This window comes from Corynebacterium ciconiae DSM 44920, from assembly GCF_030440575.1.
Classification (GTDB): Bacteria; Actinomycetota; Actinomycetes; order Mycobacteriales; family Mycobacteriaceae; genus Corynebacterium; species Corynebacterium ciconiae.
In genome coordinates this window covers 1,836,533-1,860,571 of the sequence record NZ_CP047189.1, presented here as the reverse complement: position 1 = coordinate 1,860,571, position 24,039 = coordinate 1,836,533, and the positions used below count along the sequence as shown (strand labels likewise).

The 24,039-nt window shown below is 62.3% G+C and carries 27 protein-coding genes and 1 tRNA gene; 16 read left to right on the top strand and 12 right to left on the bottom strand.

The annotated features are described in order from the left end of the window. The first annotated feature begins 443 nt into the window (after positions 1-443). The 4 genes from CCICO_RS08165 to CCICO_RS08150 all read left to right on the top strand — a co-directional run bounded on the left by CCICO_RS08165 (position 444) and on the right by CCICO_RS08150 (position 5,224). The gene (locus tag CCICO_RS08165; RefSeq protein WP_156809826.1) at positions 444-2,009 is read left to right on the top strand and encodes a cell division protein PerM; all 1,566 of its coding nucleotides are present in this window, start codon (positions 444-446) and stop codon (positions 2,007-2,009) included. A gap of 28 nt (positions 2,010-2,037) precedes the next feature. Then, entirely contained in the window at positions 2,038-2,634 is a 597-nt protein-coding gene (gene purN / locus CCICO_RS08160) for a phosphoribosylglycinamide formyltransferase (RefSeq protein WP_026161378.1), read from the top strand. An 85-nt stretch (positions 2,635-2,719) separates the two neighbouring features. Next, complete coding sequence (gene purH / locus CCICO_RS08155; RefSeq protein WP_018019295.1) at positions 2,720-4,306, top strand: bifunctional phosphoribosylaminoimidazolecarboxamide formyltransferase/IMP cyclohydrolase; 1,587 nt, start codon at positions 2,720-2,722, stop codon at positions 4,304-4,306. 75 nt (positions 4,307-4,381) lie between these two features. Then, positions 4,382-5,224: an HpcH/HpaI aldolase/citrate lyase family protein gene (locus CCICO_RS08150; protein ID WP_018019294.1), complete on the top strand. Its 843-nt coding sequence runs from the start codon at positions 4,382-4,384 to the stop codon at positions 5,222-5,224. A gap of 6 nt (positions 5,225-5,230) precedes the next feature. Here the strand turns inward: CCICO_RS08150 and CCICO_RS08145 are convergent, their stop codons facing one another. The 6 genes from CCICO_RS08145 to rpmB all read right to left on the bottom strand — a co-directional run bounded on the left by CCICO_RS08145 (position 5,231) and on the right by rpmB (position 8,042). Continuing rightward, positions 5,231-5,902, bottom strand: coding sequence for a TetR/AcrR family transcriptional regulator (locus tag CCICO_RS08145; protein ID WP_018019293.1), 672 nt, complete (start codon positions 5,900-5,902; stop codon positions 5,231-5,233). Beyond that, positions 5,902-6,864, bottom strand: coding sequence for a putative nucleotidyltransferase substrate binding domain-containing protein (locus tag CCICO_RS08140; RefSeq protein ID WP_018019292.1), 963 nt, complete (start codon positions 6,862-6,864; stop codon positions 5,902-5,904). Before CCICO_RS08140 ends, CCICO_RS08145 begins: the two co-directional genes overlap by 1 nt. A 206-nt stretch (positions 6,865-7,070) precedes the next feature. Next, positions 7,071-7,316, bottom strand: a complete 246-nt coding sequence (gene rpsR / locus CCICO_RS08135; protein WP_026161376.1) for a 30S ribosomal protein S18 — start codon at positions 7,314-7,316, stop codon at positions 7,071-7,073. Between the two features lie 13 nt (positions 7,317-7,329). Beyond that, positions 7,330-7,635, bottom strand: coding sequence for a 30S ribosomal protein S14 (gene rpsN / locus CCICO_RS08130; protein ID WP_018019290.1), 306 nt, complete (start codon positions 7,633-7,635; stop codon positions 7,330-7,332). Between the two features lie 3 nt (positions 7,636-7,638). Beyond that, positions 7,639-7,803 carry a 50S ribosomal protein L33 gene (rpmG, locus tag CCICO_RS08125; RefSeq protein ID WP_018019289.1) on the bottom strand — a complete coding sequence of 55 codons (165 nt, stop codon included), beginning with the start codon at positions 7,801-7,803 and terminating at the stop codon, positions 7,639-7,641. A gap of 2 nt (positions 7,804-7,805) precedes the next feature. Beyond that, positions 7,806-8,042 carry a 50S ribosomal protein L28 gene (rpmB, locus tag CCICO_RS08120; RefSeq protein ID WP_040357474.1) on the bottom strand — a complete coding sequence of 79 codons (237 nt, stop codon included), beginning with the start codon at positions 8,040-8,042 and terminating at the stop codon, positions 7,806-7,808. Between the two features lie 666 nt (positions 8,043-8,708). Here rpmB and CCICO_RS08115 point away from each other — a divergent pair. The 7 genes from CCICO_RS08115 (at position 8,709) to CCICO_RS08085 (ending at position 14,235) form a co-directional block, all read left to right on the top strand. Next, complete coding sequence (locus tag CCICO_RS08115) at positions 8,709-8,975, top strand: type B 50S ribosomal protein L31 (protein WP_018019288.1); 267 nt, start codon at positions 8,709-8,711, stop codon at positions 8,973-8,975. Between the two features lie 15 nt (positions 8,976-8,990). Then, positions 8,991-9,164, top strand: a complete 174-nt coding sequence (gene rpmF, locus CCICO_RS08110; RefSeq protein WP_026161375.1) for a 50S ribosomal protein L32 — start codon at positions 8,991-8,993, stop codon at positions 9,162-9,164. A 325-nt stretch (positions 9,165-9,489) separates the two neighbouring features. Next, positions 9,490-10,182 (top strand): response regulator transcription factor, encoded by a 693-nt coding sequence (locus tag CCICO_RS08105; RefSeq protein WP_018019286.1) that lies wholly within the window; start codon positions 9,490-9,492, stop codon positions 10,180-10,182. Further along, a complete protein-coding gene (locus CCICO_RS08100; RefSeq protein WP_051067238.1) occupies positions 10,179-11,756 on the top strand; it encodes a HAMP domain-containing sensor histidine kinase in 1,578 nt (525 codons plus the stop codon). Before CCICO_RS08105 ends, CCICO_RS08100 begins: the two co-directional genes overlap by 4 nt. A 95-nt stretch (positions 11,757-11,851) precedes the next feature. Beyond that, on the top strand, positions 11,852-13,330 hold the full coding sequence (locus CCICO_RS08095; protein ID WP_018019284.1) for a S1C family serine protease: 1,479 nt from the start codon (positions 11,852-11,854) through the stop codon (positions 13,328-13,330). Between the two features lie 45 nt (positions 13,331-13,375). After that, positions 13,376-13,975, top strand: coding sequence for a MogA/MoaB family molybdenum cofactor biosynthesis protein (locus tag CCICO_RS08090; protein ID WP_018019283.1), 600 nt, complete (start codon positions 13,376-13,378; stop codon positions 13,973-13,975). After that, a complete protein-coding gene (locus CCICO_RS08085) occupies positions 13,975-14,235 on the top strand; it encodes a hypothetical protein (protein WP_018019282.1) in 261 nt (86 codons plus the stop codon). The genes CCICO_RS08090 and CCICO_RS08085 overlap by 1 nt, the downstream gene beginning before the upstream one ends. A 128-nt stretch (positions 14,236-14,363) precedes the next feature. On the opposite strand, the gene mscL is transcribed toward CCICO_RS08085, so the two are convergent. The 4 genes from mscL to CCICO_RS08065 all read right to left on the bottom strand — a co-directional run bounded on the left by mscL (position 14,364) and on the right by CCICO_RS08065 (position 17,650). Further along, a complete protein-coding gene (gene mscL, locus CCICO_RS08080) occupies positions 14,364-14,846 on the bottom strand; it encodes a large conductance mechanosensitive channel protein MscL (RefSeq protein ID WP_018019281.1) in 483 nt (160 codons plus the stop codon). Between the two features lie 433 nt (positions 14,847-15,279). Next, positions 15,280-16,062, bottom strand: coding sequence for an alpha/beta hydrolase (locus CCICO_RS08075; protein WP_051067242.1), 783 nt, complete (start codon positions 16,060-16,062; stop codon positions 15,280-15,282). A gap of 183 nt (positions 16,063-16,245) precedes the next feature. Beyond that, on the bottom strand, positions 16,246-16,923 hold the full coding sequence (locus CCICO_RS08070; protein ID WP_301354505.1) for an SAF domain-containing protein: 678 nt from the start codon (positions 16,921-16,923) through the stop codon (positions 16,246-16,248). Between the two features lie 124 nt (positions 16,924-17,047). Beyond that, complete coding sequence (locus tag CCICO_RS08065; protein ID WP_018019278.1) at positions 17,048-17,650, bottom strand: 5-formyltetrahydrofolate cyclo-ligase; 603 nt, start codon at positions 17,648-17,650, stop codon at positions 17,048-17,050. Positions 17,651-17,730: 80 nt separating this feature from the next. On the opposite strand from CCICO_RS08065, the gene CCICO_RS08060 reads away from it, so the two are divergent. The 5 genes from CCICO_RS08060 to CCICO_RS08040 all read left to right on the top strand — a co-directional run bounded on the left by CCICO_RS08060 (position 17,731) and on the right by CCICO_RS08040 (position 22,222). Continuing rightward, positions 17,731-18,657, top strand: a complete 927-nt coding sequence (locus CCICO_RS08060; protein WP_018019277.1) for a UTP--glucose-1-phosphate uridylyltransferase — start codon at positions 17,731-17,733, stop codon at positions 18,655-18,657. A 78-nt stretch (positions 18,658-18,735) separates the two neighbouring features. Further along, positions 18,736-20,031: a molybdotransferase-like divisome protein Glp gene (gene glp, locus CCICO_RS08055; RefSeq protein WP_018019276.1), complete on the top strand. Its 1,296-nt coding sequence runs from the start codon at positions 18,736-18,738 to the stop codon at positions 20,029-20,031. A 105-nt stretch (positions 20,032-20,136) separates the two neighbouring features. Then, positions 20,137-20,790 carry a GNAT family N-acetyltransferase gene (locus tag CCICO_RS08050; RefSeq protein WP_301354504.1) on the top strand — a complete coding sequence of 218 codons (654 nt, stop codon included), beginning with the start codon at positions 20,137-20,139 and terminating at the stop codon, positions 20,788-20,790. A 180-nt stretch (positions 20,791-20,970) separates the two neighbouring features. Further along, positions 20,971-22,113, top strand: coding sequence for a divisome protein SepX/GlpR (sepX, locus tag CCICO_RS08045; RefSeq protein ID WP_018019274.1), 1,143 nt, complete (start codon positions 20,971-20,973; stop codon positions 22,111-22,113). Positions 22,114-22,149: 36 nt separating this feature from the next. Next, positions 22,150-22,222: transfer RNA gene (locus CCICO_RS08040), tRNA-Ala, on the top strand. 215 nt (positions 22,223-22,437) lie between these two features. On the opposite strand, the gene CCICO_RS11390 is transcribed toward CCICO_RS08040, so the two are convergent. Next, the gene (locus CCICO_RS11390) at positions 22,438-22,977 is read right to left on the bottom strand and encodes an MFS transporter (RefSeq protein ID WP_156809825.1); all 540 of its coding nucleotides are present in this window, start codon (positions 22,975-22,977) and stop codon (positions 22,438-22,440) included. Continuing rightward, the gene (locus CCICO_RS11385; protein WP_435869253.1) at positions 22,892-23,422 is read right to left on the bottom strand and encodes an MFS transporter; all 531 of its coding nucleotides are present in this window, start codon (positions 23,420-23,422) and stop codon (positions 22,892-22,894) included. The genes CCICO_RS11390 and CCICO_RS11385 overlap by 86 nt, the downstream gene beginning before the upstream one ends. Between the last annotated feature and the right edge of the window lie 617 nt (positions 23,423-24,039).

The window sequence follows — 24,039 nt, the reverse complement described above, 5'->3', positions numbered from 1 at the left end:
TTTCGAGAAACTTACGGATCTGGTTCTTCTACACGCCTACTGGGCGCTCACAGATGCTGCGAGCACCCAGACGTTACGGAACCGTTAGATCCTTGGAAGCTTTCGAAAAATGTAACCATCCCGTTATCAACAGGTAGTAACGCTAGCCTTTTATAACGAATCGGTCAAGCACAATCATCAGTGTTGTGAAAAATGTTTCTATACGTGACAACGGGTGCGAGCGTTACAGCTGTGAGGCTGCCCTCATCACCCGTGAGGGGGTGGGCGTCACCCTAGTGTCGCTTGACCTATCGTTGAGTGATTCGTGGCAGAGTAGGCGTGTGAGTAAAACGACGTCGCCCCAGAGCCATTCCTCGAGGAAAACGCGACAATCGAGGCGTGTCAAGGTCACGGCCACAACCGCCGAGCGCCGGCAGCGCGCAGCCGATCAGGCGCCCGCCCCAGTGACATGGAAGTCACGTGTGCTCCGCTTCGGTGGCGCCTCGGTAATCGCCAACGTGATTGTGCTCGCACTCTGTTTGGTTGTTGCGTTTGCGACGATCCTCTTTAGCAACGAGCCGCTCGGCTACCTGCTGCACGCCACCGCCTATGTGTGGGCAGGTGCGCACACCGCAGCACTCAGCGCTGGGGCCGTGACTTTCTCCGCGATGCCGCTGCTTGGGCCCGTGGTGCTGATCGCGGGAATGGCTGCATTAATAAGGCATAACGTGAATAAGAAGGTCAGTGTTGTTGATATCGCGTATCTCGCGGCAGCAACGTTGATTGTGCCGCTGCTGGTGGCGGTGGCGGATTGGGCAGTGCTCAAAGACGCACAGTTCCACCTTCAGCTGCCGTCCCTACTGGGTCGCGTTCTGGTGATCCATCTCCTCGCGCTGATCTTTGGCATGGGGCCGCACCTGTGGCGGGCGTTGTGCAAAAAATACGGGGTGCCCGCCGAGGTGCTCAGCGGTTTCGATGCTGCGGTGCGTTTCCACACGGCCATGGCAGCTGCCGGGCTCGTGGCAGTCGGTGTGAGCATTGCCGCGCACCACGCCGCGCTGGGAGAGATCCGCAGCGCCTTCGAGGGCAGCTCCGGCTTTATCGGCGTGGTGGGGGTCTCCGTGCTCTACCTGGTTAACGGCATCGTCGCGGCGATGGCCGTACTGAGCGGCAGTGAGGCACGCTTCGGCGAGGGCTTTGTAAGCCTTTTCGACGCCACCCTCGTGCCCATGCCGCCGTTGCCACTGCTGACCGCCTGGCCCGCCTCGATCTGGAACTACGCCTGGGTGCTTCTTCTTGTGCCAGTGGTGATCGCCCTCGAGATCGGCTGGCGGATCCTAGCCCGAGCCGAGCGCCCCTGGCTGGGCGTGGCCCTCGCTGCGTTCTGGTCGGCAGCGATCGCTGGGATACTGGCGTGGTTGCTCAGCGGCGAGGTGGGGCTGTACGGCTCGATGGGCGTTCATGTTCCGCTTTTTGCCGGCCTGAGTGCTACCTGGGTGGGAGTGCTCGGTATCGCTATGGTGGCCTTGGATAAGGTGCTGGCTTACCGTGCCGCAGCCGCTGTGCCGGAGGAATTCCGCGAGACCGAGGGCTACGAGGATGAGCCCGAGACAACCGAAGCCGACCCAGAGGGCTTTGTCGGCGGCTTCGATGATGTGGACCATAACGAGGAATACGAGGAGCAGCTGACTCACATCCCCGCCATTGGGGAGCCCACCGCGGAGGACGCCGACGACGAGGACACAGAGCCCGATCAGGCAGAACTAGAGGACCAGCCCGAGCAGCCAGAGTCCGTGGAAGCAGAACCTGAGGCGATCGATACCGAGGAGGCAGAGCCCGAGGCAGAAGATCCCGAGCAGGACAGCGACACCGAGGAGGATTCCGCCGCTGCCGAGCAGGGAGAGGATGCCGGGGAGGTGGCGTCGATAAGCGATGGCGCAGAAAGTGCGGATGAGCCGCCGGAGCAGACCGACCAAACGGGGGTAGGTGAACCGCAAACACCGCCATCGGAAGGGGGAGATAAGCGGTAGTGCACCGGGTTGGCGTTAGTATGTGTTCGTGACTTCACCCCATAGCACCACCCCGAGCAGCAATCCGCGGCCGTTGCGCATCGCCATTTTGGCGTCGGGCTCCGGCACTCTCGCGCAGGCGATCATGGACGCCCAAGATGAGTCCTATCGCGTGTGCGGGCTAGTGGCGGATTGTGACTGCCAAGCCCTTGAACGGGCCCAGAGTGCGGGAGTGTCCGCACAGCTCGTGGCGTTTCGTCCCGGTGCGGAACGCACTTCATGGAATCAAGATCTGGCGCAGGCCGTAGCAGACCTGCAGCCAGATTTTGTTGTTTCAGCGGGCTTTATGCGCATTCTCAGCCCGGAGTTTTTGGAGCGATTCCCGCGCAGGGTGATCAATACCCACCCCGCGCTGCTGCCCGCGTTTCCGGGCGCGCACGCCGTGCGGGATGCGCTGAACTACGGGGTGAAGGTCACCGGATCGACGGTTCATTACGTTGACGAAGGCGTGGACACTGGCGAGATCATCGAGCAGCGGGCCGTTGAGGTGCGCGCCGATGATACCGAAGCCAGCCTGCATGAGCGCATCAAAGTAGTGGAGCGGCAGGCCATCGTTGATGTGCTGCGCCAGTTCGCCCGAAGCTAACTGCTTGGGCCGTGGTTGCCGCCGCTGAACTTCTTAGACCATTGTTTGCGAAAGACATACTGCGAAAGGTGAGGAACGAGCTCATATGAGCGAGGATCGCAAGACCATTAAGCGCGCTTTGATCAGCGTGTACGACAAGACTGGGTTGGAGTCTCTCGCGCGTGATCTGCACGAGGCCGGCGTGGACATCGTCTCCACCGGTTCCACCGCTGCCCGCATCGAAGATGCCGGGGTGCCCGTGACCCCCGTGGAGGCCATCACCGGATTCCCCGAGTGCCTCGAGGGCCGAGTGAAGACTCTGCACCCGAAGGTGCACGCAGGCATCCTCGCCGATACCCGCAAGGACGACCACCTCAGCCAGCTCGAGGAGCTGGGCGTGGAGGCTTTCCAGCTGGTTGTGGTGAACCTGTACCCCTTCCGCGAGACCTTGGCATCCGGGGCGGATTTCGACGCCTGCGTGGAGCAGATCGACATCGGCGGCCCCTCGATGGTGCGCGCGGCAGCCAAGAACCACCCCTCCGTGGCGGTTGTGACCTCGCCTGCGCATTACGACGCCATCTCCCAGGCACTGAACAACGGCGGGTTCAGCCGGGCCGAGCGCACCGAGCTCGCCGCCGAGGCCTTTAGGCACACTGCCGCCTACGACGTGGCCGTGGCGACCTGGATGGGCGAGCAGCTGCAGGAGCACAATGGTGCCGAGAACGCATTCCCCGCCTGGCGCGGTGCCAGCTACTCGCTGCAGGAGACCCTGCGCTACGGCGAAAACCCGCATCAGGCAGCGGCGCTTTATCTCAATGACGCCGAGCAGGACGGGCTGGCCCGGGCCACCCAGCTGCACGGCAAGCAGATGAGCTACAACAACTACACCGATGGCGACGCCGCCTGGCGTGCCGCCTGGGACCACGAGCGTCCCTGCGTGGCCATCATCAAGCACGCGAATCCCTGCGGCATCGCCGTGTCGGAGGAGTCTATCGCTGAGGCGCATCGCCGGGCCCACGCCTGCGATCCGATGTCTGCCTTCGGAGGCATCATCGCCGCCAACCGCCCGGTGTCGAAGGAGATGGCTGAGACAGTCTCTGGGATTTTCACCGAGGCGATCATCGCGCCGGGCTATGAGGACGGCGCCGTAGAGGTCCTGCAGCAGAAGAAGAACATCCGCATTCTGCTCTGCCCGGCACCTGAGCAGCAGCGCTATGAAACCCGCGAGATCTCCGGCGGGCTGCTGGTGCAAGAGCGTGATCGCCTCCACGCCGAGGGCGATACCGCCAGCGGGTGGACCCTCGCCGCCGGCGAGGCAGTGGACCAGGACACCTTGGCGGATCTCGAGTTTGCGTGGCGCTCGGTGCGCGCCACCAAGTCCAATGCCATCCTGCTCGCCCAGGGCGGGGCCACCGTGGGTGTCGGTATGGGGCAGGTCAACCGCGTGGATGCGGCCAAGCTCGCCGTCGAGCGCGCCAATACTCTGGCCGGCGATGAGGAGCGCGCCCGCGGTGCAGTTGCCGCCTCTGATGCGTTCTTCCCCTTCGCCGATGGCTTCGAGGTTCTGGCCAAGGCCGGGGTGCGCGCCGTGGTGCAGCCCGGTGGCTCCATTCGCGATGATGAAGTGATCGAGGCCGCCACCAAGGCTGGGGTGACGATGTACTTCTCCGGTGCCCGCCACTTCGCGCATTAACATCCTCGCGCACCGCGCGGTGCGTGCGGCTTTAAGGCCCTGCGGGGTGGACAGTCACGGCTAGACTTATCTGGCATGAGCACTTTCCACCTTGCAGGGCCTGCGCTGCTATTTGCCCCCGTCAATCGCCCAGAGATCATCCCCAAGGCCGCCGCCCGGGCGGACATGGTGATCCTAGATTTGGAGGATGGCGCAGGATCAGTGGACAGGGACACCGCCTATGCCACCATCCGGGAAGCGCGACTGGATCCCGCCCGCACCTTTGTCCGCGTCGTCGGCCCGCACGATGAGCACCACGAGGAGGATCTACGCCTCGTCGCCGAGACCGAGTACCGCTCGGTGATCATCCCGAAACTCACCGAGCCGCTTCCGGACACCCCACTGCTCGAGGGGCTCGATATTGTGCCGATTATCGAGCATCCGCAGGCGGTGTCGCATATCGCCGAGATTGCCCGCGATGAGCGGGTAGTGGGCCTGTATTGGGGAGCGGATGATTTCACCCTCGCCCTCAACGGGGCGAGCTCTCGCCAGCAGGCCGATGAGCCTCAGCCTGGCCGCTACCGGGCGCCGGTGGAGTTCCTACGCACCCAGACGCTGATCCACGCCGCGGCTGCCGGAAAGTTTGCCATCGATGCGGTATATCAGGACTTCACCGATCTCGACGGGTTGTATCTAGAGGCCCTCGATTCGGCGCGCATGGGCTTTGCCGCCTATCCCTGCATTCACCCCAGTCAAGTAGACACCGTGCGCCGGGCGTTTAATCCCAGCGAGGAGCAACTGGAGTGGGCGCGGCGCATCGCCGCAGAAAGCCAGCAACACCCAGGAGCGTTCCGGCTCGATGGAGAAATGGTGGATACCCCGCTGATCGCCCTCGCCCACCGGCTGCTCGAACGGGCGGAAGCCGGCCGCCGCGGCTAGCGCCTTCTAGCTGGTCTGTACCTTAGTGATCAGCTCGAGGGCGGTTTCTTCCCGCCGCTCGGGGAGCTCGGCGTTGAGCACCGCGAGAGCCGCATCGGCCAGTATCACCGTAGGCTCGGGCAGACTGTCGATCGCAAGAGGGAAGGGGATCGTGCCGTCATTGGGTCGCATGTCCACCACCGACTGGGCGATATGCCGCGGCAGGAAGGTGCGGGGATCATCGGGGCCCACAATCTCTGCGGCCAAGTCTCGGAAGATGTGGGAGAGGTCCCCGCGCTGGCGGTGGAACTCCGCGAACTCTTCCGAGGCGGCCATCGGCAGCTGGTACAGCTTGCCCACATTCCAGCGGGTGGAGAGCAAGTGCCGCGTCTCGGCAGCCACCTGGGCCCACAGCCGCATCTCGGGGGTGATATCGGAGGCCCCGAGTTCGGCGGCCACCACCATCGAGGGCTCCACCGTGGACTTCAGCAGGGTGAGAAAGATGTCCGACTTCGAAGGGAAGTGGTAATACAAGCTTGCCTGGCGCATCCCCACCGCATCCGCAATCTCGTGGGTGGAGGTGGTGGCGAAACCTTTGGTGGTGAACAACTCAGCGGCGGCGTCGAGGATCTCCTCCCGGGCGTTCTTGCCGCGCCGACGATCGCTATTTTTGCGGGGGCGTCCCACTGCTCCGGCCATTATTTTCCCTCCTCGACGCTTTTCGCCTGATTATAGCGAGCCTCCACGGCCGCGAAGACATCCGATAGCAACCGTGATGCCGCCCCAAAAGCGGAGCGATCCAGCTGCGGTAGCAGATCCCAACGCATCACATGCCCCCCGGCGCGATCGGCCCAACGGTGCAATTGCAGGGTGATCGCCGCCGTCCACGCCTCGCGGGCATAGGCCGCCTCGTGGTGGCTGAGCACGCCCGCCACCTCGCCGGCCGCGATACGCCGATCGGTTTCAGTCACGGTATTTCCGGCGCGGATAGAGGCCCAGCGGGCGAGCTTAGCGAGCGGCACCACCAATTCGGCGTGCATATCCACCACCCGGTCCCGCTTAGGCAGACCATCGATTACCTCAATCGCGGGGGGTCGCACCTCAGCGGCGTGGGTGAGCAGCGGGGTGCTGAGCTCCGCGTCACTAGAGACGGCAGCAGCCAGCTCAGCGGCCACCCAGGTGCCGGCGTCGGCAAAAAGCCCCATAGCTTCGCCATCGCCTTGTTCCACGGACTGGTGGATGCGGCGGCGCCACTGCTGCTTATCGGCGGGAGTGAACCAGTCTGGGGTGGGGTGCACGGTAAGCCCTGCCGATTCGCAGAATTGCTTCAGCGCGGCGTCGTCACTGCTGCGCCCCTCGCGGAGCACGCTGAGCCACTGCACGCCAGAGGTGGGCAGGCCATGGCCGCGGCCGAAGGCGCCGGTAACCACAATGGTGGCGCCGCCGCACAGATCAGAGACGGCGGGGGAGTGCAGCACGGCCTGGACCACATCAGAAAACCAGCGGGTCAACGACCAAGCATCCACCTTGTCCTCGTGGGAGATGGCATTACGCAACAGAATATGTGATTCCTCGAGAATGTCGCGAGCCATAGCGAGGCTCGGGCATTGGGGTGCTTGCTCCAGCAGTTGGCGGAGAGAGGGATGCAGTGAAGTGGGCACAGGTGGGCTTTCTTGCGCGAGGCGGACGGTGAGCAAATCTGGGGTGGTTAGCAAAAGACTACCAAGCTTAAGCGCAAGCGAAAGGCGCATACCTCCCGAGCTGGGGGATATGCGCCTTGTACTGCTTGAACTCTTGCCGTGTCACGAATGCCAGCGGCAACAGTGCGCTGTCATCGCGTAAGCGATTAGAGTGCGTCCCAGTCGACTTAGCGGCTGGTGAACGGCAGGAGGGCCATCTCGCGGGCGTTCTTCACAGCAGTAGCGACCTGGCGCTGCTGCTGCGGGGTGAGCCCGGTGACGCGGCGGGAACGGATCTTGCCGCGGTCAGAGATGAAGGTACGGAGAGTGTTAACTTCCTTGTAGTCAACCTTCTCGATACCCAGAGCCTTCAGAGGGTTCTTCTTGGGGCGGCGGGACTGTTCCATCCGCGCCTTCTTAAAATTACGCTTCATTGAAACTCCCTAATTACCAGCTGGACTTACGGACGCCCGGCAGCTCACCGCGGTGAGCCATGCCGCGAACGCGGACACGGGACAGGCCGAACTTGCGGAGGTAGCCGCGGGGACGACCATCGTGGGCGTCGCGGTTACGCACGCGGACCGGGGAGGCGTCGCGGGGCTGACGGTTCAGCTCGTACTGTGCCTCCATGCGGTCCTCGTCAGAGGTGTTCGGGTTCTTGATGATGGCCTTGAGCTCAGCGCGGCGCTCCGCATAGCGGGCGACGATTTCCTTGCGCTGCTCGTTCTTGGCGATCTTAGACTTCTTAGCCATAGATTATCGCTCCTCGCGGAATTCGACGTGCTTGCGGGCGATCGGATCGTACTTCTTCAGCGTGATGCGATCGGGGTTGTTGCGCTTGTTCTTCCGAGTCACGTAGGTGTAGCCGGTGCCCGCGGTGGACTTCAGCTTGATGATCGGACGGATGTCATTACGTGCCATAGTTAGATCTTCTCCCCACGTGCGATGAGACGAGCAACAACAGCGTCGATTCCATCGCGGTCGATGACCTTAAGGCCCTTGGCGGACACGTTCAGAGTTACGCTACGACCCAAAGAAGGGGCGTAGAAACGACGACGCTGCACGTTGGGGCTCCAACGGCGGTTAGTGCGTCGGTGCGAGTGCGAGACGGACTTGCCGAAACTCGGCTTGCGTCCCGTTACCTGGCAAATAGCCGACATGGGTTTCCTTCTCCTAGCCGCCCACGTCTGACTCTCCTGGAGCCGCTGCTCGCACAAAGCCTTAAAAATAAAAAAGGCATCGGGGCGCGGCTCGCAGCCACGTCGACGGGGCGTAAACGAATACTTCGACAACAGCAAGCGATAACAATACATGTTTTCGCGTGAAATCCCTAATCGCTTGCTCATTTGCCCGCGTGCTACCCACAGCTGTGGTGGGTGTGGTGGATGTGGCACGTCCCGCGTGCAGCTAGCTCCTATATTTACAGCCCCGCTCGATGCTTGTCGACGCCACCTGCAGCCACATTTTCCCCGCCCGCAGTGGGGCAGGGGTGGAAAGGAGGTGCTCGGGGGAGTTTTGCAGGAACAATGCCAGTGTGTAGGATATTTCGAGTGCCATCGCGCACACCCATGTCTGCTGCGCGCGACATCGGGGCCAGTGATGAGCCAAGCCGCGCTCTCTTCTATAGGTGCTCACCCCGCTTGCTGTGGGGATGGGTGCTGAGGCGCAGAACTGCACACCTAAAGAAACCCAACTCAGGCACGACGCGCGCCATAAGGGTGGTAACCGTTTTTCGAGCTGATCGGAAGGTGCCACCTGCGGCCTCGAGTGGCCGCCACGTTGCGCGCGACCGACCTGAAGTTCAACCCTGAGGGAATCGAAAGTATATGAAGAAGGACATCCACCCTGACTACCACTGGGTAGTTTTCCAGGATGCTGGTACGGGCCACAAGTTCCTGACCCGCTCCACCGCCGGTAGCTCCCGCACCGTCGAGTGGGAGGACGGCAACGAGTACCCGCTCATCGTCGTCGACGTCACCAGCGAGTCGCACCCGTTCTGGACCGGCGCACAGCGTGTCATGGACACCGCTGGTCGAGTCGAAAAGTTCCAACGTCGTTACGGCAACCGAGTTCGCCGCAACAAGAAGGCCTAAAGGAGGGAATACATCATGGCAGTACCGAAGCGTCGTATGTCGCGTGCCAACACTCATTCCCGTCGCTCTCAGTGGAAGGCCAACAACGTGGCACTCCAGGAAGTCAAGATCGACGGTCAGACCTACCGCATTCCGAAGCGTCTGGTGAAGGCTGCCAAGCTCGGCTTGGTGGACCTCGAGCAGTTCTAAGCGCGCATAACACCATAAGCGTTACTCCACTCCTCTCGATCCCGCCGCATGTGGCGGGAGCGAGGGGAGTGTTGTTGTATCCACCGCCGATTAGCCGCCTCATGGCAGCATCGGCGGTGGGTTTTCTTGTTGTAGAATCCGCTGCATCGGCGGCGCTGGATGGCGTTCGGCCTAGGTGTCTTAGCCCTATCTTTCAGCCTGCCCGCGAGGCAGGTCACAGCGAAGCTGTGGGTTTTCTGGCAGCGGCTACAAAGCTTTCTGTAAAGAGGATAAGTTTGGCGCTTTAGTGGGTATCTTTGAGGCCACATAGGGCACAATAGAGTTCATGAAAATTCTGGTAGTTGATGACGAACAAGCGGTACGCGAGTCACTGCGCCGCTCCCTGACTTTCAATGGCTATGACGTAGTCATGGGTGAGGACGGCCAAGATGCTCTGGACCTCACCGAGCAGGAGCAGCCGGACTTGCTGATCTTGGATGTGATGATGCCGCGCGTCGACGGCCTCGAGGTCTGCCGCACGTTGCGTAGCCGCGGCGATGATCGCCCCATCTTGGTGCTCACCGCCCGCGACGGGGTGTCGGATCGCGTAGCCGGGCTGGATGCCGGCGCTGACGACTACCTGCCCAAGCCTTTCGCTCTGGAGGAACTTCTGGCGCGTGTGCGTTCGCTGCTGCGTCGTGCCGCAGCTGAGGCCATCGGTCCGGAAACCACCGCAGACTTGGTCTACTCCGACCTGCGCCTCAACCCCGAAACCCGTGACGTCTTCCGCGGCCAGCGCCAGATCAGCCTGACCCGCACCGAGTTTGCGCTGCTGGAGCTGCTGCTGTCGCGTGCGACGCATGTGCTCAGCCGCTCCGCAATCTTCGAAGAGGTGTGGGGCTATGATTTCCCCACCTCCGGCAACGCGCTGGAAGTCTATATCGGCTATCTGCGTCGAAAGACTGAGGCCGATGGCGAGCCGCGCCTGATCCACACGGTGAGGGGTGTCGGCTACGTGCTGCGTGAGACTGCACCGTGATTTTGCGGCAGTCGACGTGCGTGCCCGAGGACGGTGACATCGCCGACTCGGGCACTCATGCTGAAATGGATAGGCGCCTCGGCGGGTGGAATCGCTCCCCGCTGCGGTGGCGTTTGTCTATGGTGGCGGCCTTCATGGTGGCCGTCGCTGTAGGAATCATGACCATCGCCGCCTACTGGACGGTCTCTACCGCGATGACGAATTCGGTGGATCGCGAGCTTGAAAGTAAAGCGGAAACGCTGCTTTCGAAAAGCCTCGATCCGGTATTTATCTACAACCCTGAGGCGGAAATCGCGCGGTTTAAAAACTACAACCCCTCGATGCGGGTGGCCTATTTTCCGCCCGGCTCACACTCAGGGGTGGGCGATCAAATCCAGCTATTCGACGAGATTCGGGTGGTCAATGGCACCCAGCAGTTGAGTCGACGCAATAACGGCGATGAGCGCGTGGTGGCAGTACGCAATGACTATGGCGCCACGGTGATTCTGGCCCAGGATCTGGAAAACACCCACCGCATAATCACCAGCCTCGGGCTGATGCTTTTAACCATCGGCGGGGTGGGCGTACTCATCGCGATTGCCACCGGCATGGTGATCGCCCGCACGGGGCTTCGCCCCGTAGGAAGGCTGCAGCAGGCGGTGGACTATGTGACCCGCACTGATGATCTGCGGCCTATTCCGGTGGTCGGTGATGATGAGCTGGCGCAGCTGACCCGTTCCTTCAATGACATGCTCGCGGCCTTGCAGGCCTCGCGCGTACGCCAAGCAGAACTCGTGGCCGATGCCGGCCACGAGTTGAAGACCCCGTTGACCTCCCTTCGGACCAATATCGAGCTGCTGATGATGGTTACCCGCAGCAATGGTGCCGCCATTAGCGAGGAGGATCGCAATGACCTCGAGCGCGACGTGGTGGCCCAGATCGAAGAGATGTCTACCCTCATCGGCGATCTCGTGGATCTCGCCCGCGAGGACGGCCCGCAGCAGGTGGTGGAGCTAGTGGATCTTGCCGAGGTGATGGAGGAATCCTTAGCCAGGGTGGAACGCCGCCGCCCCGATGTGGAATTCGATATGCAGACCACCGACTGGTACCTCTATGGTGATCCCTTCGCCTTAGGGCGCGCCACTTTGAACCTCATGGACAATGCGGCCAAGTGGTCGCCATCCGATGGGGTGGTGCGCATCGCCATGACGCCGGTACGTGACGGGCTAGTGGAGCTCACCTTCGCCGATTCCGGCCCCGGTATCCCGGTGGAGGATCGCGAGAAGGTATTCCAACGCTTCTACCGCTCCGTGCAGTCGCGCTCCATGCCAGGCTCTGGGCTGGGATTGGCGATCGTGAAGCAGGTGATCGAACGCCACGCCGGCACCATTGTGGCCGAAGAATCGGACGACGGTGGCGCATTGATGCGCGTGGTACTTCCGGGCGAGCCCAGCAATCCGGAGGCCGAAGAAGAAGAGGTTGAGGTGGCTGAGGGCGACGTCGAAAAGCGCGAGAAGCCTGTGAAGGAATTTCCGCAGCAGGGATCCCGCGAGGAGATCTTTGGCGCGCTGTGGGAACGTAACCGTGAGAACTAGGAACCTAGGCTCCAAGGAAATTGACAGAAAACTGCCAGTGAGTGCGATATTCCTCGCCAGTCATTCTGAACAATCGTGGTGAATAATGAGGACTCATGAACGACGATAACAACACCTACCGCCCCTCCGAGAACCCCTCCTGGGGCCAGAATAACGGGCAGCCAACCGGCGATTCCAGCGCCGCTCAGAGCGGTGCTCAATCTGGCTGGCACACCCCCAGCGCTAATCCTTATGACCGCTGGCAGAACCAGCCCACCCAGGAGTTCGGCCCTAACGTTGGGCCCAGCCAGCAGCCTGCTCAGCCGCAGCCCGGTCCGCAGCAACCACAATCGCAGCCGCAGCCGCAACCCCACCTCGGTCCGCAGCAACCGCAGCCGCAGCAGGCATCCGGTGCGATGTGGAATAATCCTGCGGCCGGCAACCAGCAGCAACCTCCGCAGCCGCAGCCCGGTGCAGCCGAGGCGGGCTCCGTGGCTGGGCACGCCCCGCAGCATGAGAAGCCGAAACGCCAAGTCGGATTCGTTACCGCCATGGCGATGATGCTGGTGGGCGCTGTTGCCGCCGGAAGTATCACCGGCCTTGTGGTCGCTAACTCCGGTTCGGCGAGCAGCCCACGCTCGGATCACGTGAACGCCCTAGCCGAGCAGCCTGTGGATCGCACGGGCGATGCCGAGGAAGGCAGCGTGGAAGACGTGGCCAGCCGGGTGCTGCCGGCTGTGGTCTCCATCGCCACCGAACGGGCCGAAGGCTCCGGCTCCGTGATTTCAGATGATGGCCTGATTCTGACCAACAACCATGTTGTTGCCGGCAGCGAGAAATCACCGATTGTGGTGACGATGCACGATGGCAAGCACTACCGGGCGGATTTTGTGGCCGGCGACTCCGACACCGATGTTGCAGTAATCAAGCTGCGCGACGCCCACGACCTGACTGTAATGACCTTTGGTAACTCGGACGATCTCAAGGTGGGGCAGAACGTGGTGGCCGTTGGCTCGCCGCTCGGCCTCGAGGCGACGGTGACCAGCGGTATTGTCTCCGCGCTCAATCGCCCGATCCGTGCGGCTGGCCATAGCGCCAACGAGTCATCGCTGATCGACGCCATCCAAACCGATGCGGCCATCAACCCCGGTAACTCGGGTGGGCCCTTGGTGGATATGCAAGGCAACCTAGTGGGCATGAACTCCGTGATCGCAACGACTTCTGCGGGCGGAAGCGACACAGCGGGATCCATTGGTGTCGGCTTCGCTATCCCGTCCAACCAGGCCCGTCGTTTGGCCGATCAGCTGGTCAAGACCGGCGAGGTGAAGCAGCCGATTATTGGTGCAAGGGTTGCTGCGAATGGCTCGCCCTATGGTGCCGTGGTGGCCTCCGTGGAGCCGGGCAGCCCCGCCGAGCAGGCTGGAGTGAAGGCCGGCGATATCATTTCGCGGGTCAATGACCGTTCCATCGACAGTGCCGATGCGCTGATCACGGCGGTGCGCTCGCAGGAGTTTGGTGCGACGATCTCCTTGGAGATTGTCGACGACAATGGCGAGAATCCGCGAACGGTCGAGGTTACGCTGCCGAACGAGTAGATTGATATCCAGCACTCGTAGATTCCGCGATCAGAAAAGGTCGACATGGTTGACGATAATTTCAACTCCGCAGCTGACCGGGCTGCGCAACGCCTCGCCGACATCGAGGAACCATCGGCAGAATTTTTGCAGGCTTCCGAGCTGGAGGAGGAGGCCGGCCTGCACACCGTGCACCATGCACTTGTGGTGCTGGTGACCGATCACGTGATTGCCAGCGGCAAAGACACCGATCGTCTCGTGACCGAGCTGCTCGAAGAGGGCAACTACGCGGTGGACGCGGTGGTGTCGGTGCGCTCGGATGAATCCGAGATCCGCACCGCTATCGAAACGGCTGTGGTGGGCGGCGCCGACCTCGTCATCACCATCGGTGGCACCGGGGTGGGCCCGCGCGATAAAGCCCCGGAGGCCACCGAGGCGGTTCTGGATCTCAAACTCAACGGCGTCACCCAAGCCCTTCGTTCTTCAGGGCTGGCTTGCGGTGCGGTGGATGCGTGTGTCTCCCGCGGCGTGGCCGGGGTGTCAGGCTCGACCGTGGTGGTCAACATTGCCCCCTCGCGGGCGGCGATCCGCGATGGCATGGCCACCCTTCTTCCGCTGGTGGATCACGTGATCGAGCAGCTGCAGCGCTGGAGCTTGGAAGACTAGTGACAGCCGAACCCACCCCTCGTCCGCGCCGGCGCCGCCGGGCACATCGCCCCTCCGACGCTGTCAATATTGATCGCAGTGTGGATTCGCTCGATTTCTATCGGCGCATTACCGGCGCCACCAACCCCCGCGATGATCGCAATCGCACCGTGGATCTCGACAGCGATGGCGCGGTGGAAGAGGTTGCCCCCATCGATGACCACGGGCAGCTCAGCGCCGAGTATTGGACGCATAACCGCCCTCCACACTATGGCGACTAGGCGCCTAGTGCCTGCCCACCACTGACAGACCGCATACTAACGCCGCCGCAGCACACACCATCATGGTGGTTGCTGCGGCGGCGTACGTATGGCCACACCTCGGCTATGCCAGGCGGGTTGAGAGCACCTTAGCTCTTGTGCTGAGTGTTCGACTGCTCGAGCGAACTCAGCGCCTCGTTAATCTCAGGCGACTGTGCGGTGGAGGTGCCAGCGGCTTGGGCCTTGAGCAGGTCCCGGATTTCGCTGAGCAGCTCTGCTTCGACGGAGGCCGGGGTTTCCTCGTCCTCCTCCACACCCTTGCGGGCTGCCTGCAGGGCGCGGAACTTGTTCATCGGCGCCACGAAGAGGAAGTAGACCACTGCGGCCATGATGACGAAGTTCAGTGCGGCGGTGATAAGCGCGCCCACGTTCACAACTGAGCCGGGCTTGTCGGCGGCAAGCTGGAACGCTAGGCCTTCCACCTCGGTGGAACCGAACAAAGCCAGTACTGGTTCGATGATGTTACTGGAAAAAGCGGTGACCACTGCGGTGAAGGCAGAGCCAATCACCACGGCTACAGCTAGGTCGATAACATTGCCGCGCACGATGAAGTCGCGAAAACCCTTGAGCATAAAAAGTGTCCTAAAAATTGAAGTGAAGATCGAGGCAACCGCCTGAGCGCCCGAGGGCGATGCTGCTTAGAGCCTGTGGCGGCACTGGGAAGAAAATCTCGGCGAAAAGTGAGAATCGACCGGCCGTAGTAGAAAGAAACTGGCCTTGAGATCGATCATGCCGCGATGGTGAAACTCTCATCCTACCTCAATCGATAGGTATTTGGTTAAAACCGGAGATCCTACTTAAGCGTAGGCGGCCACACTGCGGCAGTGGCAGGACACGCCCCCGAAGGCATACGCCGCTTCGATAAACCCTCGTGGAATCGAGCCCTCGCACAAGGGGAGTAGCCGGTATAACGACTGGCTAGGAGCGTACAAGGGTTTCAGTAAACGCGCCGGTGCAGGGTCGTTTCAGCGGTGCGAGCAGAGTGTGTCGGTGGGCTGAGAGTGGCTAGGAGCAGAGCTGTTTGATGAACCGGACTGACTCTGTGTGAATACGCTGCGCATCATAATCGAGCGTTGCTACGTGGCCGGAGTGCGGCAGCTGCACTGTGCGCGAATGGCAGCTATGTGTGCGTTCGGTGAGCAGTATCAGTGAGCTGTTGTCGATGACACGGTCGTGGGCTGAGTGAAAGATAAGGAGGGGCTGGTGCACTCGCGGCAGATCGGCGGTAACTATCTTCCAGAGCTCGAGCATGGACACTGCGGCATGCAGTGGGGTTCGCGGATAGGAGTGGTCGGTCTGGCCTGGCAGGCGGATATCGTCGCCTAGCGCTGGGGCGGAGTGAGCCACCAGTGCTGCCGCCCGGATTGTGAAAGCACGCCGGCGCGGCGCTGTTAGTGCGGGGTTGACCAGCATGAGTCCCGCAACGTCTTCACCATAAGTTTCGGCGAGCCGCACAGCGAGGGCACCGCCCATGGACAAGCCGGCAACAAAGACGGTGTCGCAGCGGGAACGGAGCCAAAGAAACTCCTCTTCCGCTTGCGCGTACCACTGCTGCCACGTGGTGTGGTTCAGGTGTGTCCAGGTTCTTCCGTGGCCGGGAAGAAGGGGAACAGACACCCGATATCCTGCGTCTGCCAGGTAGTGCGCCCAGGGTTTCATCGGCCACGGAGAGCCAGTGAAGCCATGGATCAGCAATACTCCGATGTGCCCGTTTCCTCCGCGCCACGGCTGGGCGTAATCGGGAATAGCTATGGCGGGTGCTGGCGTGGAGTGATGGGGAAGGCGCATGAATGTCAGCATAAAAGCGCCCATTCGATGAGTCTAAGGCATATATTCGATGGCAGCTATGACGGATTTAGATCCCATCTCCTAGGCGCTAATGCGTGGGAGCAGGCACAGTGGGCAGGCTGGGTACTCAGTGTGCACGGCACTGAGAAGTGATCGCTCTCATCCGTCTTCTCGCACGGGGTGCTAGTGGAGTTCTCCTTGCCCCGTGATGTGGTTCCCACCTGCGCGGGCGCCGGTGATGACCACGGTGAGCGGGCCGTGCAGCGCAGCTGCGGCCACGGTGTGCGCCTCTGGTTGGGGGAGCACCACCAAAATCGTACCGGGCTGCACATCACTGTCTGCTGGGTGCTGGGCTAAAGCCACCCGTGCGTGTGGGACGATAGTCACTGCTTCCTCGCGATTGTCCGCCCAGGTGAGAATGCTGATGGCATCCCCATGCTGGAGAAGCCCCGACACCGCGGGATCGGCCACTGTGATCGGCACCATCGTGGCCTCGGGGATGGCGGGTGCATCACCGGCGAGCTGCGCGGTCAGCTCCGGTCCGAGCACGCGCCCAGAATGCAGGATCTCTCCCGATCGCAGAGCCGAGGCCGCCACGCGGCCAGCTGCGTCATCGATGCTGCCGAAGGCCTCGGTGGGGCGCAGCCGCTCAGGAACCCTCACCACGCTCAGATCAGCGGCGGAGATCTCTGCACCCGCAGCCACATCACGGCTGAGGATGACGGCCGTGGGATCGCTGGTGCGCAGCGGCGAGAGTGCGGAGATGGCCGCAATCACCAGGCACAGCCCGGCGATACACCAGCGCACGAGGCGTGCCCGGTGATAGCTGGGCGTGAGAAGGACGTGTCTTAAAGATCGCAAGCGAGAGTCTGCAGAGGGGCTCATACCCTGTTTAGACGGCGCTACGGCCCATGCGGTTCCCTGCACAAGCAGCGACCCGCCCATGCGGCAGCCCGTCTAAGCAGCCGGCTGAGGAGGTGAAGGCTTATTCCACGCTGCGCACTGCCGAGGGGGTGATGATGATGTCCACTGGGGCGTCGTGATCCTCGATGGGCAGGTGGTCTACCAGGTTGTCGTCGAAAAGCACAACAGCGGCGAGTGGGCGCCCCGGTTGGCGCTGGGCGAGAGCGCGATCGTAGTAGCCGCCGCCTTTGCCCAAACGGAACCCGCACGGAGTGGCGGCCAGCGCCGGCACCACGATGAGGTCAAGCTGCTGCAGCAGGCTGTTATCTGTGCGCGGCCCGGTCGGCTCGGGAATGGAGTAAGGGCCGGGCTCGGTGTTGTCGAAACCGGTGAACTGCGCCCAGCCGAGCTGCCCCTGGGGGCCAGAGATCGGGAGGTAGAGCTCGTCGAGCCAGGAGTCCAGAAGAGGGATCAGTGCCTCGCCGCCAGGTTCGTTGGCGAGCGGAACATAAGCGGCGGCGCGCCGGGCCCCGATAGAGGCCATGAGATTGGCCACATGGGCACCGATGGCGTCATTGGCCTCGGCCCGTTGGCTTGCGCTGAGCGCCTGACGGCGGGAGGTCATTTCGCGACGAATACGGGATTTGTGCACAACTGCATCGTCTGCACGGGGCTCTGCTGTCATGACCTAGAGCATAGGGAAGCGGGCAGCTTAGCGAGAGTCGTAGCACGGAAATGGGTGGGAGGTAGGTAGGCTTAACAGCTATGACCGAGCCAATCGAGAATCACAAAAACTCTGTTAAAACGGTGGTTGTGCCGGCCGCAGGTTTAGGTACCCGCTTCCTGCCCGCCACGAAACGAGTGCCGAAGGAATTGCTGCCGGTGGTGGACACTCCCGGTATCGAATTGATCGCCGAGGAGGCAGCCCAGCTTGGTGCTTCCCGATTGGCCATTATCACTGCGCCGCAGAAGTCCGATGTGCTCGCCCACTTCGAGGCCTATCCAGAATTGGTGAACACGCTGCGCGAGCGCGGCAAGCTGGATCAGTTGCGCAAGGTTGAGCGCGCCGAGAAGCTTATCGACGCCGTCCCCGTGAAACAGGACCAGCCACTGGGCTTGGGCCACGCGGTGGGCTTGGCCGAGGCAGTGCTTGATGATGATGAAGACGTGGTGGCAGTGATGCTGCCCGATGACATCGTGATGCCGATGGGCGTGATGGACGAGATGGCTCGCCTCCGCGCCGAGAAGGGCGGCTCGGTGCTGTGCGCCTTCGAGGTGCCCCACGATGAGGTGTCGAACTATGGCGTCTTCGATGTGGAAGAATGCGGCGAGGACACCGTGCGCAAGGTGGTGGGCATGGTGGAAAAGCCCGACGCGGATGAGGCCCCGTCGAACTTCGTGGCCACTGGCCGCTACCTGCTCGATCGCTCCATCTTTGATGCGCTGCGCCGCATCACCCCCGGTAAGGGTGGGGAATTGCAGCTCACCGACGCCATCGAGCTGCTCATCGAGGAGGGCCACCCTGTCCACATCGTGATCCACGATGGCAAGCGCCACGATCTCGGCAACCCGGGTGGCTTCATTCGTGCCTGCGTGGACTTCGGTCTGGATCACCCCGAGTACGGGCCGGGTTTGAAGCGCGCAATCAAGGAGATGCTGGCGGAGCGGGAATCTAAGAAGCGACGCGGCTAGAATAATTCTTTACACAGCGGGCCGAGTGTGTCCGCCCGCCCCGGCCGCACACGCGATGTTGAAGGAGTTAGTGAGCTTGTGAGATCCGTTGAGAAACAGCTCGAGCTAATAACCACGCTTGCGGCCACCCCAGAGCCGGTGCGTATCGCCATCGCGGAAGCCCTCGGCATGATGTGCGCAGAGGAGATCAAAGCCACCAAGCCGCTGCCCGGTTTTCCGCAGGCCGCCATCGACGGCTACGCGGTGCGTGCAGTGGACGTGGGTGGGGAGCGAGGACTGTCCAACCGGCCCGCCCGCAGCGCCGCGGAGGATGAGCCGGAACTCGGCCCGGAACCCGTGGTGGAAACTTCCATGCCCGTGGTGGGCGAGGTGCCCGCAGGATCACAGCGCCCGTTGCGGCTGCAGCCGAAGCAGGCGGTGCGCGTGCACACCGGTGCACCGCTGCCCACGCTTGCCGACGCCGTCTTGCCGCTCGAATGGTCCGATCGGGGATCCAAGCGCGTCGTGGCCACCAGACCCGTGCGATCGGGGGAATTTGTGCGCGGGGTGGGCCAAGACATCCAGCCCGGTGACGTGGCCGTAGCCCCTGGGGTCACGCTCGCACCCGCCCAGATTGGTCTCTTGGCCGCGGTGGGGCGATCGAAGGTGCTGGTGTATCCGCGACCGCGAGTGTCCGTGATCTCCGTCGGCGCCGAATTGGTGGACATCGACCGCGAACCAGGATTGGGGCAGGTCTATGACATCAACTCTTATGCCCTCGCTGCCGCGGTGAAAGAAGCCGGTGCCGAGGTGCACCGAGTGGGTATCGCCGCTGGTGAACCGCGCCGATTGCGGGAGATCATCGAAGGCCAGATGCTGCGATCGGAGGCGATCGTGATCTCCGGTGCCGTGGGTGGTGCAAGCTCGCGCACCATTCAAGATGTACTGCGCGAACTCGGTGATATCGATACCACCCGCGTGGCCATGCACCCTGGCTCGGTTCAAGGTTTCGGGGTACTGGGGGAGGAGCGCATCCCAGTGTTCCTCACTCCCTCGAATCCGGTGAGCTCGCTGGTTATTTTCGAAACCTTCATGCGCCCGTGGATTCGCCGCAGCCTCGGTAAGAGTAGCACCCAGCGCCGCTTCGTACGTGCCCGTGCCCTCAACCACGTGGACTCGCGGCCAGGCCGCCGCGGTTTCGTGCGCGCCCGACTGATGCGCGATGCCCACACCCAGGATTATCTGGTGGAAGGCCTCGCCGGCGCTGGCGGTGCACCCGCCCACCTGCTGGCAGGACTCAGCGAAGCAAACGCCATCATCCGCATTCCAGAGGATGTTACTGAGATTCGCCCCGGCGATATCGTGGACGTGATCTTCCTCGCCCAAGGCCGCTAGCCAGTCTCCACCCCTTGGCGCTGCCCGCACCGACTACACCCACCTTGTACCTTTGTCACTATGCTCGGTTTGTTCACTCGCGTACGGCGCAGCATGCGTTCGCACATGCTTCCCAGCGAGCTCCAGCCGCGGTCGACCATCGCGGTAGAGCTGCCCGACGGGGATCGGCTGCGCCTGCGGCCGGTGGATTTCAGTGATGGCCCCGACTGGCGGACACTGCGGATCAAAGACCGCGAGTTTCTCGAACCGGTCGAACCCACGGTGGACGGCACTTGGGAGCAGGCCCATTCGGTGCGGGCATGGAAAGATACCTTCCGGCTTTTGGACCAAGCCAGCCTCAACGGCGAGATCGTGCCCCTAGTGATCGAGCTCGATGGGTGCTTTATGGGGCAAGTGACCCTGGGCAATATTCAGCGTGGCGCTGCCAGCGAATGCTGGATCGGCTACTGGGTAGATAGCGACTACACCGGCCGGGGCATTGCCACTGCCGCCTGCGCGCTCGGGGTGGATTATGCCTTCGGGCACCTTCAGCTCAACCGGGTGACCGCTACCTATCTGCCCACCAATCCCGCTTCGGCCGCGGTGCTCGAACATTGCGGCTTCAGCGAGGAAGGCTATGTGCGGGGCGCGCTGCACATCAATGGTCGGTGGCAGGATCATTATCTCGTGGGGTTGCTGCGCAGCGATTATGCGATACCTGCGGTGGAGAGATTGCGTCGACAAGGCCGAGTGCGTGCTGTGAATATAGGGAATAAATAATGGGCTGACTCGGCGTGGCTGTCTGAATGTCAACAACATCCACAACTAGTGTTAGGTACCGACAAGAGTGGGATGATCGCTCCTCGTTGCGGGCGTGCACGCGCCAGCCGCTCGCGGTGCGAGGGGATAGTCGGTGACGATGATCCCACACTTATTCTCAGTTAGGAAGGTCCTCCAATAGTGTCAGGTACAGTCGCGATCGCCGTGATGGTGGTGGTGTGGCTCTTCGTTCTTGCACCCCTCGCACTTCGAGGTCAAAAGCCGATCCGCCGCACCAATAAGGCCTTCGATGAAACCCGCGTGGTCTACGAAGGCGGCTCTGGGGATCTGCCGCGCGCAACCCGCCCGCGGTGGTCTCGTCGTGATGTCCGCGCCGAAACCCCGCAGCCAGCAGTGGAGGCGGAGGAAGTAGATCCCGAGGACATCCTGATTGACGACACCCCCCGCCGCTCCGCCGCGAGCACCGAGGCCGTGGCCCAAGAGGTCGATGGCGATGTGGTCCGCGAGCTGGAAGCCGCCCGCGCCGAGCGTGCAGTAATCAGCGCCGAGCAGGAGAGCGAAGACAACAGCGACTCTGAGCTACCGGCCGATGAGGACGAGCAGGATGCGGAACTCACCGGTGCCGCGGAAGATCTCGACGAGGATGTCGTGGCGGACGAGGACATCGCCGCGGAGCCTCCGGTGGCCGAGGATGCTTACGACATCGACAGCTCCTACGCCGGCCCCTCGGATCTGCTGCACCCCGCTGCGCACTACGACGACGCCGATGAGATCATCGAGCCGAGCGACTACGACGACGAAGCCGCAGAGATCGATGAAGAAGCCACCGACGAGGATCGCGAGTTTGCTGCTTCTCGACGCGGTCGCGGTTGGTACGACCCCGAGGCCGATGCTGATCGGGCGCACCTGCGCTACCAGCGGCGCCAGCGCACCCTCGTCGGACTCGGTGTCTCTGTACTGCTGGGGCTGGCCCTAGGAATCATCGTGGGCGGCTGGGCTTGGCTGGTGGCCTTGCTCGCCATGGGGCTCACTGGCCTGTACCTCTACGCGCTGCGCCAGCAGGTTCGCGCCGAGCAGCAGCTGCGCCGCCGTCGCCTTCGTCACCTTCGCCGCGCACGGCTTGGTGTGCGCACCGACCGCGACGAAGAGATGGGAGTGCCGCAACGACTGCGCCGTCCCGGGGCCGTGGTGCTGGACATGGATGATGAAAGCCCCGACTTCGAATACCTCGACACCATGGACGCCGGCGAGTACTTCTATGACGATTACTACGATGAGCCCGAAACGTCCTACAATGACAGGCAGCCGCGCCGCGTGAGCTAGAACCGCAGAGGTCTACACACTTTTTCGGCGCAGCGCGGGGCCATAGCTCAGTTGGTAGAGCGTCGCGTTCGCAATGCGAAGGTCGGGAGTTCGATTCTCCTTGGCTCCACGGATCAAAACCCCTGTTTCCTCTGGGAGCAGGGGTTTTCGCCATTCGGGGGTGGGTAATCGCGATAGCAGAAGGGAAGGAAAACGGTGGGGCACTGATTCCCTTCGGATTACCCGAGGCGTCCCAAGACGTCATCCGCTGGCTACGTTTGTGTGACAGTCTGCATCCCAGTTTGGCGTACATATCGCCGCACCAGCCATATCGGCGTTCTTCAGCTAGGTTACAGCATGCGTTATCGAGCGACTGCGAGAAAAGCTCCCACGTGCGAGAAGCACAATACATAGCGCGAATAGGCACATAGCGGCTGAAGATAGTACGAGGCCGTTGACGCCCGCGTGGGAGAGAAGAAGCCCGCCGATGAGGCCGCCGCAGGCGATGGCGAGGTTGAATACCGTCACGAAGAGAGATTGAGCGGTATCGATGTGTTGCCCAGCAGCGTCAGCAAGGGCTGTCTGCACCAGTACGGGTGCCCCGCCGAAGCCAAGTCCCCACAGGGCTATAGCGGCCGTTGCGAGGATCGCGCTGGTACTGGAGAGAGCGAAGATTGAGACCGCGAGGCTCATCACAGCCAGTGAGCTCAAGGTGGCGAGCCGAGGAGCGCGATCGATCACTGCGCCTGTGCAGCTAATCCCGGAGATAGCAGCAATGCCGAAGATCGCAAGCCCTAGCTCAAGGCGCAGGTCTGTGGTTGCGAGCAGGGGCAGCGGTGTAGGTGTAGAGAAGATTATGGGCCACAATCCAGATGCCGGTGACACCCAATATGATCCGTACCGAGCGCCTTCGCGTGAGAATCGCTAGTCGGGTGCGACGGCGGCAGCTGCCGCCTGCTCTATCCGGTACCGCGGCGCCGATCCACAGTGCTACACAGGCTGCTCCTGAAGCGATGAGACCAAACACCCAACGCCAATCCATGATGGTTGCGGCGTATGCACCGGCGGGTACGCCACCTGCGAGTGCAAGAGGTTGTCCGAGACCGGTGATGGCCAGTGCCCGTCCTTGGAGCTGTGGTGCGGCGAGGCCGCGGGCATAGCCAGTCAGCACGCCCCACACTAAGGCGGCGGCTGCTCCGGCCACACAGCGCGCCACCAAGGTCAGAATCAGCCATGGGGATAACGTGGTGACGAGATTTGACGCGACGAGAGTGGCCATCGCGCCGAGGAGGACTCTTTTTCTACGTAGGGTTCGGGTGAGAGCAACCAGCGGAATTGCCGCAACTACTGAACCTCAGGCGTATGCACTCACTAGTTTGGCCAGCGCCTGATTCTGCTACCTCTAGTCCACGAGACAGCTGGGGGAGAAGCCCAGCGGGAATGGTTTCGGTAAAGATCGCCACAAAACCAGCGGCCGAGAGTGCGAGAAGCGCGCCTGGGGCAGGCGATGCGAAGGTGGATCTGCCCTGTGATTCATGCGTGCCCAGCTCGACAGATGGGGCAGTGGGAACACGCTGTGGGGATCGGGTAAACAGCTGAAGTGGCCACGATGGATAAACCTTCCGTGTCAGAATGTGATCTCCAGCAACGAACACTTAAGGGGAGTTTCTGGCGCTTGTATCCTCATAGCCTTCTACGGCGTCTTCCCCCTCGTCCGACACAGTGTGTTCATGGCTGTGATGTGCCGGATTCATCCTGGGCCACAGGGCAGAGCGAGCGTGGTGTGAGTGAAGAGTGAAAGGGGCCTATGGTCTCTACATAGGGGTGGGGAGTGGGCTGTACAGCAGGCCCAACTGGTTGAGCACAGGGCATCGTGCACACCGCTGTCGAGAAATACCGTCCTAGCCTGCGCGAGGTTAGTGGGGTGGGTGTGGTGGATGGGGTAGG

Bases quoted from the DNA above. Each gene is read 5' to 3' on its own strand.
- rpsR (WP_026161376.1), bottom strand. From the start codon at position 7,316: ATGAAGCGTAATTTTAAGAAGGCGCGGATGGAACAGTCCCGCCGCCCC.
- CCICO_RS08075 (WP_051067242.1), bottom strand. From the start codon at position 16,062: ATGCGCCTTCCCCATCACTCCACGCCAGCACCCGCCATAGCTATTCCC.
- rpsN (WP_018019290.1), bottom strand. From the start codon at position 7,635: ATGGCTAAGAAGTCTAAGATCGCCAAGAACGAGCAGCGCAAGGAAATC.
- CCICO_RS08060 (WP_018019277.1), top strand. From the start codon at position 17,731: ATGACCGAGCCAATCGAGAATCACAAAAACTCTGTTAAAACGGTGGTT.
- rpmG (WP_018019289.1), bottom strand. From the start codon at position 7,803: ATGGCACGTAATGACATCCGTCCGATCATCAAGCTGAAGTCCACCGCG.
- CCICO_RS08115 (WP_018019288.1), top strand. From the start codon at position 8,709: ATGAAGAAGGACATCCACCCTGACTACCACTGGGTAGTTTTCCAGGAT.
- CCICO_RS08150 (WP_018019294.1), top strand. From the start codon at position 4,382: ATGAGCACTTTCCACCTTGCAGGGCCTGCGCTGCTATTTGCCCCCGTC.
- purH (WP_018019295.1), top strand. From the start codon at position 2,720: ATGAGCGAGGATCGCAAGACCATTAAGCGCGCTTTGATCAGCGTGTAC.
- CCICO_RS08145 (WP_018019293.1), bottom strand. From the start codon at position 5,902: ATGGCCGGAGCAGTGGGACGCCCCCGCAAAAATAGCGATCGTCGGCGC.
- CCICO_RS08105 (WP_018019286.1), top strand. From the start codon at position 9,490: ATGAAAATTCTGGTAGTTGATGACGAACAAGCGGTACGCGAGTCACTG.
- CCICO_RS08090 (WP_018019283.1), top strand. From the start codon at position 13,376: ATGGTTGACGATAATTTCAACTCCGCAGCTGACCGGGCTGCGCAACGC.
- rpmB (WP_040357474.1), bottom strand. From the start codon at position 8,042: ATGTCGGCTATTTGCCAGGTAACGGGACGCAAGCCGAGTTTCGGCAAG.
- CCICO_RS08095 (WP_018019284.1), top strand. From the start codon at position 11,852: ATGAACGACGATAACAACACCTACCGCCCCTCCGAGAACCCCTCCTGG.
- rpmF (WP_026161375.1), top strand. From the start codon at position 8,991: ATGGCAGTACCGAAGCGTCGTATGTCGCGTGCCAACACTCATTCCCGT.
- CCICO_RS08065 (WP_018019278.1), bottom strand. From the start codon at position 17,650: ATGACAGCAGAGCCCCGTGCAGACGATGCAGTTGTGCACAAATCCCGT.
- CCICO_RS08050 (WP_301354504.1), top strand. From the start codon at position 20,137: ATGCTTCCCAGCGAGCTCCAGCCGCGGTCGACCATCGCGGTAGAGCTG.
- mscL (WP_018019281.1), bottom strand. From the start codon at position 14,846: ATGCTCAAGGGTTTTCGCGACTTCATCGTGCGCGGCAATGTTATCGAC.